The following is a 9,856-nucleotide window of genomic DNA, read 5'->3' as shown; positions in this document are numbered from 1 at the left end:
GATTTTGCCCTTGCAGATATTGATTACGCAATGGCGCATGACGGCACCTCAGTACTTACAGTTAATGCTTTTAAGGAAATGGAAATGAAAAAGGTCTGGGACCCCTCAAAAATTGTAATCCCTTTCGATCACATTGCGCCTGCAAATAATGAGACGTCAGCTACCCTTCAAAAAGAAATCCGGGAATGGGTAAAAGAGCAGAGCATTCCGAATTTTTACGAGCTTGGGGAAGGAATCTGCCATCAGGTGCTTCCTGAAAACGGATTTGCCCTGCCTGGAAAACTGGTTGTGGGGGCAGATTCGCATTCCTGCACCTACGGGGCTTTCGGAGCTTTTGCAACAGGCGTGGGAGCTACCGACATGGCTGAAATTTTCGCAACAGGCAAACTCTGGTTTAAGGTGCCTGAAAGTTTCAGGTTCACAGTTGAAGGAAGGCTTGGGGAAGGGGTTTATGCAAAAGATCTGACCCTTTACCTGATAGGGAAGACTGGAATTGACGGTGCGACTTATAAGGCTATAGAGTTTTACGGACAGGCTATCTCCGACCTGTCGGTTTCCGGCAGAATGACTCTCTGCAACATGGCAATTGAAATGGGAGCAAAAGCCGGGATTGTCCCGCCGGACGAGAAGACCTTCGATTTCCTGAAAAATAGGGCGGCTGCTCCCTATGAGCCAGTTTATGCCGATCAGGATGCAGTTTATGTAAAAGAACCCGCTTACTCCGCTGAGGATATCGAGCCTCAGGTAGCCTGCCCTCACCAGGTGGACAACGTAAAACCTGTGGGAGAGGTTGAAGGAACTCACGTAGACCAGGTTTTCATAGGGACGTGCACAAATGGGCGACTTGAAGACCTTGAGATTGCAGCAGCAATTCTCAAAGGGAAAAAGGTTGAGGTCAGGACTATTGTAATTCCAGCATCCCGCACGACTCTCCTTGCAGCAATCGAGAATGGAACAATGGAAATTCTGCTCAAAGCAGGTGTTACGCTCGCAACTCCTGGTTGCGGTCCATGTCTTGGCGCCCACCAGGGAGTGCTCGGGGAAGGGGAAGTCTGCATTTCAACCGCAAACCGAAACTTCAAAGGCAGGATGGGAAAAGATGGTTTTATCTATCTAGCATCCCCTGCAACTGCAGCAGCCTCGGCACTATCAGGTGAAATTACTGATCCAAGGACAATTTGAATCTGAGAACTGAAAGCCAAATATCCTAATGTAAGCGTTTGGGCAGAATCTTTGAAACCTGATCCTTAGCCCTTAGGATTTTAAACTATTTTACTTATTAAATTATTTATATATTAGGTTTTATATCTGTTCTCTCTTTTTATCTATTTTCTATCTTTTCGATGTATCTTTATAAAAATTCTAATTATATCCAGCGGGCATTTATACCATGAATCGTATATATTTTGAACAGGAGGGAAAACTATTACTGAAGAACTTAGTCACGAGAACCTTTCACATTTGATTGAGCACTGGATCGAACATAATGAAAGCCACATAGAGAGTTTCAGGGAATGGGCTCAGAAAGCCAAAAAAGATGGTTTTCTCGATGCTTCCGAGGAGATCCTTGAAGCTGCCAGTAAAATTGAGGAATCAAACAAGCATCTTAACAAGGCAAAAGAAGGGCTTTTTCATAAGTGAAAAAACGTAAGAGCTAAAGCTTAAAAACTGACCTTTTAATATCCTTATGCCGGGCTTTTCCCCGTCACTATCTTTTGTTTTTCTTTTTTGTGAATTAGACTTATAAGACTCTGCTCAGGCTAGGAGTTCCTTAACTTCTTTTAAATTGGTGACAAGCTCTGTAACGCTTGACTCTTCTATATATTTCATAAAATTTTGCTCTTCCTCTGGATATAAATCCTCGCTTTCCATTAACTCTTCAATCAGGCTGCCCCCCAAAATCCCAGGCGCAGGTTTTTCACTCTTAGTTTTACTCGTTTCAGATATTCTGTCTTCTTTATTTTCCTGTAAGGTCGAAGAGATTGTTTTTTCGAGAGAGGAAGGAAAAACAATCTCTTCGACCTTTTTGCTGACACTGCTATTAAGATCCACGATCCCACTGCCCTCTGCAACGCCTCTTTTACTATCAGACTTTGCCTCTATTACCTCAGTTTTTATTCCTATATTATCTGTTTTTTCTTCTTCACCTGTTTTTTTCAACTCATCAAAATTATCAGCTTTCTCAATAATTTCTTTCTCTTGCTTCGGAGACCCAGATATTTCTTCGTTTTTTTCTTCCCCAGTCTTCTGGAGTTGAACGATCTGGGATTCAATCTCTTTTTTTTCTTTAACCAGTTCTTTTATCTTTTTCTTAATTTCTTCTCGACTTTTTGTCAGACCCTTAATATCTTTATCTCTAGCGTGTCGTGGTTTAAGTATTATATCCTTTAGTCCATCAATTCTTAGACTCCTTAATCCAATTCCTTTTATCTCTTTTAATCCGTTAATCTTTAGATTCTTCAGTAAATTCATCTTACTACCCCCTAACCTCTTCTGTTCTTATAGGAACAGGAAATATGACTCATTATTTCGGTTGAACTTCTTTCAAGTTTGAAATGTAAATACTCTTGACACTACTGGTGGTATAAGTATTATACAAAGTGCAGAAAGTCCTGATGTTAATCCCCCATAAAATAAAAGTTTCCAATTTCCTCCCCCTTCTACAATCTTTATCACGAGAGTGTTTGAAATTGTGAGAATAATTATTACTGACAATGTAAATTTATACAGTAGAGGTACACTTTCAGCAACGTTGAACATACTCATTCCAATTCCTGAAGCACCTCCCTGCGTAGAATTATAAGATTCACTCATTTTAGAAACGAGCCCGCTAAATTTAGCAATTATTTCCATGATAAAGATCAGAAGTCCAATCATAACAGCATGGAGAGTTATGGCAAGGCCACGAAAACCGGAACTGACAAGTTTCCTTTTCATCCTGAGAAGAACAATTGCGAGGCTTGAGGCTGAGACTATATCTCCAATTTCGGCAGGGTCTCCTCCAAGTTCTATTGCGTCTGTAAATATTCTTGAACATCTGTTTATCAGTTCAGAGCCTGTTTCTCCTATAAATTTTTCCCAGCAGAGTTTCGATTTAAATCCCATCGAAAGACCTGCATGCAGTTCTTCAACTCCGGGCCTGAGACAACCTAAAGTCTCCATATCAAGATTTTCTATTGAACTTCTTACCGTAATTCCAGTTGTGCCCGCAAGAGTACCCAGAGTTTTTATAAATGCAGGAAAGCTATTGTCTCTTTCATCAATGTTTTTGTCGTCTATCATAGCAAAGAAACCTATTGGAAGTGTAAAAAGAGTAACTGCAAGCAAGATAAACTGTAGCTTTTCTCCCATTAGAATTAAAACAGCGACAGAAATCAAGCCCATTGGAAGCAAAATTCGGCTCAAGAACCTTATTTTCTCCTGTTCTTTTGATCGTCTGCTCAATGTATGAATTTTCTTTTCAGCAGGAGCTGCCTTATAGATAATAAAAAGAGCAATTCCACAGATAAAAACGGTTAATAATAAGATCAGGAGAACAATGGTTTCAATGTTCTCTATATTGTAAATCATAACTGATACAAGAATTATCGTAACAACTAGTGTGACGGATACCATAAGGGCAGTGTACCCATCAGTCCATTTTTTCAGGGATTCAATACTTCTTTCATATTCGTTACAATAAACTTCTTCCCTTGTTAGCTTTTCCTGTTTCAGAAAATTTTTTTCCGGTTCTCCAGATGAAAGAATATTTGACATTCGTCCAAAGAATTTTGAAAGATACTCATCCTTCAGTCTCTGGGATATGTATTTACAGGCTTTTGCATAAACATATCCCCATTTTGAGGCTAGTATATATATCTGTTTAAAATACTTTGAAGCCTCGTACTCTTTTTGTAATCCTGCATACCCAAAAATCCTGTCTCTTTGAATGTCTGCGGTTGAGATTGCTGCCATGTATGTAAGCAGGAAGAGAATATCATCGCTGACCCTCTCAACAATTTTAGCGTCTTTTAATTTTCGAGCAAGATTAAAGTATCCTTCAAACTTGTGCTTTGAAGCTTCTAATTTCAAATACTCAATCTTATCCTCAGGATTCATGATGTTATCCCAGCCTCTTCAATCTGGATTAGTGTATTGAAAAGCTCATAAAAGTTAGTAATTTTTGCCTGATGGATTTTCCTGAGAATTTTTGCCTTTTTGTCAAGTTCTAGATATATTTTCCGTACCTGGTTTTCCGGAATTCCGAGGCGTGGAGCAATCTTTTGTTCCAGCAAATATGAATTATTCTTTCCTGTAAACTTGAATGTATCTGTAGCAGGATCCCACTTGAATATATCCATAAAATTGAATGCCTGATTTATTGAATCATAGCCTATTATCTCATTTATGCTAAGGACTCTTCTCCCCATACCTTTTCCTGGTACATTCACTGCACTCTGGATTATTACCACATTCAGGTTATCCACATAATTCTTTGGTACATTTATTGGGTCTCCTGTAAGCCTTTGAATAAGCTTTTCGACTGATGCTGCATGGAAGGTAGACATAACAGGGTGTCCTGTCTGCATAGCCTGAAAAGCAATATTGCCTTCCACCCCACGGATTTCTCCAATCATAATCTCATTTGGGCGTTGTCGAAGTGCTGCCTTCAACAGGTCAAACATTGAAACATCAGAACCACTATCATCCCTTGTAGTTCTGGTAACTTCTCTTGTCCAGTTTTTATGTGGAACCTGCAGTTCTGGAGTATCCTCAATAGAAACTATTTTGGACTCCGGTGGGAGAAACGTAGTTATGGCGTTCATCATAGTTGTTTTTCCCGAAGCTGTTTCCCCTGAAACAAAGCAGTTCATACCTGCTCGCAACATCATCCACATATATGCAGCCATTGTGTAGTCAATTGTTCCAAAATCAATAAGTTCGAGAATTGAAATCGGAGTGCCCATAAATTTCCTGATGGTAAAATTGCTCCCCTGCTTGGACACGTCTTCTCCAAAAACTATGTTTATCCTTGACCCATCAGGAAGAGCTGTATCGACTATAGGATCCCTGTAGGTTATCGGTTTTCCTACCTTTTCAGACATCTGTATTACAAAGGCGTTGAGTTCTTCTAACTCCTGAAACGAAATTGATGTTTTAAGGGAAGAAAACACCTTATGCTCGACAAAAACCCTCCCAAGTCCACTGCAACTTATATCTTCTATGTTTGGATCCATCAGTAAAGGCTCAAGCAATCCCATTCCAATCTTATCCCTTATCATAAGATATTTTATAGCTTTGAATTCTTCAGGAGTTATGCGAATACTTTCGTTTTTTTTCATTTTGAAAGCTTTTCTAGCTTCCTTTAAATTTCCTAAAAGCCCAGACCGCATTTTACTGTTTCTCTCTCTCTGGACAGTTTTTTCCCTATCAATATCTTTACTTTTTTTTTCAGTGTTTTCTTTTGCATTTTCATTTATAATACAAACTTTCTCAAGTGCCTTTTCAAGGAGTTTTTTCTTTTCTTCAGGGTCTTTTGTGTTGATATCCTGATTATGTATAACATCGATAAGCAGTTTCTCTACAGCCTCAAGGGTACTTTCCATATTCTGGAAAAGACATGGTTCTATTGGAATGTAGTAGTTTCTTATATCTTCTTTATCAGGATAAATATGAACGGCAATTCCTTTTCCAACAGGATAAATGAGGTTAGGATGCTTGACGTCTTTCATAGCTCTTGAAATCTTTAGATGAAATTCAGGAATTGCTATTTCTTCTAAGGGAAGCCTGCAGATATAATCGAGAATATGACGGTTCTCTTCTTTCCCCACAAAATCCTGAAACTCTGATGAAAGCCTAGAGCGCACTTCTTCTCTGGAACGCCTTCCATTTATCGGCGCAGGTAGCGGATTAAACGGTAGACCTTCCATCTGAAGTCCTCATTCATATTTTTTAACAGCAGTCCTATTTGATTTATTTTTCTTTTAGGCTTTGACTTTTGAAACAGGAATAATTTTCAGCCCCGACTCGCTGTCCACATTAAAACTTAACATATTTCCAATCGTTTTTGTGGCGCCTCTCAACTTCTGAATTTCCATGGTCTTTATCCACTGGTCTCCGACCTGTTCAATTCTTAGTTCAAGACAGGAATCGCAGACTGATCTTAGCCTGTAAAGCACTTCCTGGGAAAAAGCATAACTATGAACACTTATACAAATGGTCTTTCCATTATCACAAGATTTTACACATTCAGTAAAAAAATTCAATAAAGTGTTTTCAGAGGCACTTACTGCTAAAATAGTTAAGGAATCAATCAGGATAAGCTCTTCTTCACATTCTTTCACACAGTCGAGCAGCTTTTGCAGTAAACTTTCAGCAAGCTCTGGTTTTTCTTCAATATAATTTGCGTTTATTTCAAATATTCTCGACCTTCCTATTATGAAGTAGTCGGAAATGCCCTGTTTCAAGTTCTCCATATTATTCAGCAGGTTTCTGGAGGTTTTTTCAGTTGTTACAGCCAGAACTCTTTTATCCTGGTTAAGAGCCCCCCACATAATCTGTTGAATAAAAATTGATTTTCCACTATCGTTTGCCCCTTCGAGCAGGCATAGAGAACCTACAGGAATACCCCCCTCCAGTTTCCTATCTACCTCCAGATTTCCGGTGGATATGAATTCTAAAGGTTTTTTCTTATCAGTTTCCGGATTACTTGATGTATCTTCGTAAAGTGCTTCTTTTTCAAGCAATAATTCTTCTCCCACATTTTTTCCCATTTTCTCCCCTCTTTTTTATAGAGATTATTTCTCCTTTACTTCTCCACTTCACCGAATTCAGCTCATTGATTCAACCTGCATAATAACTGACTATCTGAATCGGTGCTCTAATTCACGTATAGAAATACCCTGAAGTTTTTGCTCCGTTTGGAGTAGCTACCATAATCCAGTTTACGCCCTTGTTTTCCAGGGAGTCTTTAAGTAAAATCTGCAATTCCATCTTCTCATCCGGATCAAGAATCCCGGGATTTACCAGATCCGGACTGATACCTCTAATAATCCACCTGTTTTCTAACTTACCTGCATCTTCCTGATAGGGAATCCATGTGGTCTTTGCATTGCCGGATGTATTGGAATAATTAACGATTACATCCATATGATTGAAATCTCCTATCTTTGTTGAGCCCATATTATGCAGAGATACGAAAATATCGGCTTCATCCGTGTAGATACCTGTAATCTCTATCCCTGTTTTCAGAATCTCATTCTCATTTTCCTGCATTTCCATTACTGAGTCTGTAATTTCATCTGCCATGTAAAAACCCCCGTTTGAGCAGACATAAGATGCCAGGAGGATGACTGCAACCGAAACCATTGCTGCAATAACTGTTCCAAATCCCATCATGACACCGTGAAATAGGTTTCTTTCGAAACCCCATTGTATGTACCGAATTTAATGAAATATTTCTCTCCGCTGACAGGTACATCAGTCGGTTTTATTTTTATAAGCAGTGTTTCTCCTTTGTCCCAATTATTGTCTTTACTCTGTTCTATAGAATAATTCCAGCAAGGAGCCAGACTTCCGTTCTCATCATATGATATCCTTTCAAAGTTTCCTGACTTTCCAAAAAAAAGATCCGATTCCGAAATCAAGCCAGAAGATATTCCTTTCGGACCCACGTTTTTAATCCATACATCGACCTCAGTTCCTTCAGCGGCAGTTGCTTCATGCAAAATTTCCACATCTGTAAGGATCTGGTCTCCCATTGAGTTGGTACGGCTGATTATAGGGTCTCCTGCAGAAATTATAGACGGGTATACAACTGAAACAAATGAAAATACACAGACAATTGATGCTATTGTTAGAATCGCAGAACTTATCGCTTCCCCACTCATTTTTCGGCCCCCGCCTTATTTTCCGGTTCCCTTTCTAAGTGTGAATAAACTTATATCAGTTTGGATAATAGTGATTACATCAGCCTGTTCATATCAGAAATATTGATTATGTCAGTAACGCTGATTATGTTATACAATGATTATTACGTCACACAAGATTTACTTAAGTTAAATTGAGACTAATTGCGATTAGTGAATATTATGGAACAATTAATTTCGTTTTCCAGTTGACCTTTGACTAGCACACCCAGTTGAAGAGAAATTAAGTCTTACCTTTTTTCTTTCTCCATCCTAAAGCTTAATAAAACGGCTGAACTTTATTTCTGAATCCTCCCGGGTTAAGGATCGCGTTCAATTGAGAAAGTACAGTAATATTATCTTTCATGTTAACTTTCTCTTCTCCTGCAGGTTCTTCAATGGGAAGGTTTGCAATATTTTCTATAATACTCTTAACTTCTTCTGGTAGCTGCCCAGTAACTGCATAGAGGTCAAGCAAAACTTTCAGGTTACTGTGACCGATTGTCCTTACAGCGAAATCCACCCAGCGCATGAGTTCAACAAGTGTGAAAGTATCAATTTTCCGGGCTTGGTTTTCAGTCTCAATAGCCTGCATTTGAGTTTTCTGCCGTTGCATATTTTCTTCAGGAACCTTGTCTGGAGAAATAGTTCCAACCGGCTCATGGGCAACTTCTTTATTTTTTTCATTTTCGAGCTTTTCTTCATTAACAGGTAGTTGATTCTCCTTTCCTATCCCCTTCTCTTTTGTCTCAAGCTTTGAAGTTCCATGTCTCTGCCCATTGCAGAAGGGATTTTCATTCTTGTTTACAGTGTCCCTTATATCCATGAGTAGATCCTTGATCTCTCCTTTTACAACTTTAAGTTCAGTTTCAATTTCCTCTACCCTTTTATCCAGCTCCATACTAATCACCTGAATAAAAAAGAAATTTCTTCATTTCCATGCAAAAGAAAGGGGGAAATTCCCCCTGAATTCTTTTAGGGTTACTTCAAAACCATAACTCCATCGAGCTGTGGTGGAGTTACTCTTGTTATTGGAACGATTGCGCCTACTTTCGGTTTAATCTCAAGTTTGAATTCTTTGTTTACCACCTGGTCTGCGGTACCATCAAGCATTGATTTATCAGGAACTGTTACAGTTATTTGAACTTTCTCATGTTGTTCTAAAACCGTGTCATCATCGTGATTCCCTATAAATTCTTCCTTCCATGTTGTGCTTGGGATGTATGTAGCATTGTCTGCATAAGTTACCACCAGCATTCCGGCAGCACTACTAGCTCCGATGTCCACAGGAGATTGCCCTGCTGTGAGCTGAAGGGGAATAATAATCTCAGTTACTACGCCATCGCTACTGTTTGCGATTACATCTCCAGCAAGTTCTACTGAAGAAGTAGTCTGTTTGACACCTTCATCGATGGTTTTCTTGGCAGTATCGGAAGTTGTAAACCCTGCTCCGAGAACCACATAAGAAAACACTGCTGCCACAACTACAAAAGCTGTCAGCACAATTGCTGATTCGAGCCCTGTGAAGGCTTTATCGTCTTTTCTAAAAATGCTAAAAATTCCTTTCATTCTATTCACTCCTGCTTTTATTTTTGAATGAAAGTATATAGAGAAATTAAAGGGTCATGTTCTCAGCATCTTTTTTTCTCGAATTTGACAGAAATTTTTTGATGGAAAACGAGATATTCAGGCGCTGATCCGCATGGTTCCCTATTAATTACCCCCATACACATACCCATAAATTTCAAATAGATAATATTATCTTCTGATTTATTAACTTTTCTTAAAAATTAGAAAAGACTGTGAATGAAGAATTCACTAACGAGAAATTATGGAGAAGTTGATTAAAGATTTGAGAACTATTCTCAAATTTGAAGCTACGCTCAAATGAAACTATTCTGAAAAGAGCCAAAAATTCAGGAAATTGTTTTAAACAAAAATAGAAAGAGGAGATTTTAATAAAATGTCTC

The 9,856-nt window shown here is 38.8% G+C and carries 10 protein-coding genes; 2 read left to right on the top strand and 8 right to left on the bottom strand.

Annotation, left to right across the window (positions count from 1 at the left end; genetic code table 11):
• Both hacA and BP621_RS04210 read left to right on the top strand, forming a co-directional pair.
• The coding region (gene hacA, locus BP621_RS04215) for a homoaconitase large subunit (protein ID WP_292388128.1) at window positions 1-1,182 on the top strand (1,182 nt) is incomplete at its 5' end.
• A gap of 279 nt (window positions 1,183-1,461) precedes the next feature.
• Window positions 1,462-1,641 (top strand): hypothetical protein, encoded by a 180-nt coding sequence (locus BP621_RS04210; protein ID WP_292388127.1) that lies wholly within the window; start codon window positions 1,462-1,464, stop codon window positions 1,639-1,641.
• 114 nt (window positions 1,642-1,755) lie between these two features.
• On the opposite strand, the gene BP621_RS04205 is transcribed toward BP621_RS04210, so the two are convergent.
• The 8 genes from BP621_RS04205 to BP621_RS04170 all read right to left on the bottom strand — a co-directional run bounded on the left by BP621_RS04205 (window position 1,756) and on the right by BP621_RS04170 (window position 9,455).
• Window positions 1,756-2,472 (bottom strand): hypothetical protein, encoded by a 717-nt coding sequence (locus BP621_RS04205; RefSeq protein WP_292388126.1) that lies wholly within the window; start codon window positions 2,470-2,472, stop codon window positions 1,756-1,758.
• Between the two features lie 72 nt (window positions 2,473-2,544).
• Window positions 2,545-4,098: an archaellar assembly protein FlaJ gene (gene flaJ / locus BP621_RS04200; protein ID WP_292388124.1), complete on the bottom strand. Its 1,554-nt coding sequence runs from the start codon at window positions 4,096-4,098 to the stop codon at window positions 2,545-2,547.
• Window positions 4,095-5,909, bottom strand: coding sequence for a type II/IV secretion system ATPase subunit (locus tag BP621_RS04195; protein WP_292388123.1), 1,815 nt, complete (start codon window positions 5,907-5,909; stop codon window positions 4,095-4,097). Before BP621_RS04195 ends, flaJ begins: the two co-directional genes overlap by 4 nt.
• Before the next feature lie 54 nt (window positions 5,910-5,963).
• On the bottom strand, window positions 5,964-6,752 hold the full coding sequence (locus BP621_RS04190; RefSeq protein ID WP_292388122.1) for an ATPase domain-containing protein: 789 nt from the start codon (window positions 6,750-6,752) through the stop codon (window positions 5,964-5,966).
• Between the two features lie 112 nt (window positions 6,753-6,864).
• A complete protein-coding gene (locus BP621_RS04185) occupies window positions 6,865-7,374 on the bottom strand; it encodes a hypothetical protein (RefSeq protein ID WP_292388121.1) in 510 nt (169 codons plus the stop codon).
• Complete coding sequence (locus BP621_RS04180) at window positions 7,374-7,868, bottom strand: hypothetical protein (protein ID WP_292388120.1); 495 nt, start codon at window positions 7,866-7,868, stop codon at window positions 7,374-7,376. The genes BP621_RS04185 and BP621_RS04180 overlap by 1 nt, the downstream gene beginning before the upstream one ends.
• 298 nt (window positions 7,869-8,166) lie before the next feature.
• The gene (locus BP621_RS04175; RefSeq protein WP_292388119.1) at window positions 8,167-8,787 is read right to left on the bottom strand and encodes a hypothetical protein; all 621 of its coding nucleotides are present in this window, start codon (window positions 8,785-8,787) and stop codon (window positions 8,167-8,169) included.
• Between the two features lie 80 nt (window positions 8,788-8,867).
• Window positions 8,868-9,455, bottom strand: a complete 588-nt coding sequence (locus BP621_RS04170) for an archaellin/type IV pilin N-terminal domain-containing protein (protein ID WP_292388118.1) — start codon at window positions 9,453-9,455, stop codon at window positions 8,868-8,870.
• Window positions 9,456-9,856: the final 401 nt, after the last annotated feature.

Source organism: Methanosarcina sp. UBA5 (assembly GCF_002505485.1).
Taxonomy (GTDB): domain Archaea; phylum Halobacteriota; class Methanosarcinia; order Methanosarcinales; family Methanosarcinaceae; genus Methanosarcina.
The sequence above is the reverse complement of the archived record's forward strand: the minus strand, read 5'-3'. Positions and strand labels throughout refer to the sequence as shown.

Excerpts from the sequence above, each read along its gene's own strand:
- BP621_RS04205 (WP_292388126.1), bottom strand. The coding sequence starts at position 2,472 with ATGAATTTACTGAAGAATCTAAAGATTAACGGATTAAAAGAGATAAAA.
- flaJ (WP_292388124.1), bottom strand. The coding sequence starts at position 4,098 with ATGAATCCTGAGGATAAGATTGAGTATTTGAAATTAGAAGCTTCAAAG.
- BP621_RS04195 (WP_292388123.1), bottom strand. The coding sequence starts at position 5,909 with ATGGAAGGTCTACCGTTTAATCCGCTACCTGCGCCGATAAATGGAAGG.
- BP621_RS04190 (WP_292388122.1), bottom strand. The coding sequence starts at position 6,752 with ATGGGAAAAAATGTGGGAGAAGAATTATTGCTTGAAAAAGAAGCACTT.
- BP621_RS04185 (WP_292388121.1), bottom strand. The coding sequence starts at position 7,374 with ATGGGATTTGGAACAGTTATTGCAGCAATGGTTTCGGTTGCAGTCATC.
- BP621_RS04180 (WP_292388120.1), bottom strand. The coding sequence starts at position 7,868 with ATGAGTGGGGAAGCGATAAGTTCTGCGATTCTAACAATAGCATCAATT.
- BP621_RS04175 (WP_292388119.1), bottom strand. The coding sequence starts at position 8,787 with ATGGAGCTGGATAAAAGGGTAGAGGAAATTGAAACTGAACTTAAAGTT.
- BP621_RS04170 (WP_292388118.1), bottom strand. The coding sequence starts at position 9,455 with ATGAAAGGAATTTTTAGCATTTTTAGAAAAGACGATAAAGCCTTCACA.